Below are 279 nucleotides of genomic sequence, written 5' to 3'. Positions count from 1 at the left end.
AATGCCCTGAATGTGGAGTTGAACATGACCGAGATATCAATGCGGCAATCAATATCCGACACAAGGGCATATTGGAATTACAAGCGGCGGGACGCGTCGTTTCAGCCCATGGAGACCCGCGTAAATCCGTCGTACAGAGGGTTGCGGTCTGAGAAGTGGGAAGCCTCGCCGTTTACGGCGGGGGAGCAGTCACGTAGTTTTTTATTAGGTGTTGCAGCATTAGGTCTTGATGCCGTTCCAATGGAAGGTATGGATTTCGCTATCCTTGATCACGAATTT

The 279-nt window shown here is 50.2% G+C and carries 1 protein-coding gene and 1 pseudogene; both read left to right on the top strand.

Annotated features, from left to right (window positions below):
- Positions 1-152: zinc ribbon domain-containing protein (locus tag BHE89_RS01565; protein ID WP_141008253.1), on the top strand; the 152-nt coding region annotated here is incomplete at its 5' end.
- Positions 153-195: 43 nt separating this feature from the next.
- Positions 196-279: pseudogene (locus tag BHE89_RS01560) on the top strand (NAD(P)H nitroreductase); the annotation flags it as partial.

Source organism: Shigella sp. FC1967 (assembly GCF_001743005.1).
GTDB lineage: Bacteria > Pseudomonadota > Gammaproteobacteria > Enterobacterales > Enterobacteriaceae > Proteus.
Note: the sequence above shows the minus strand (reverse complement) of the source record. Positions and strands in the feature narration are given on the sequence as shown.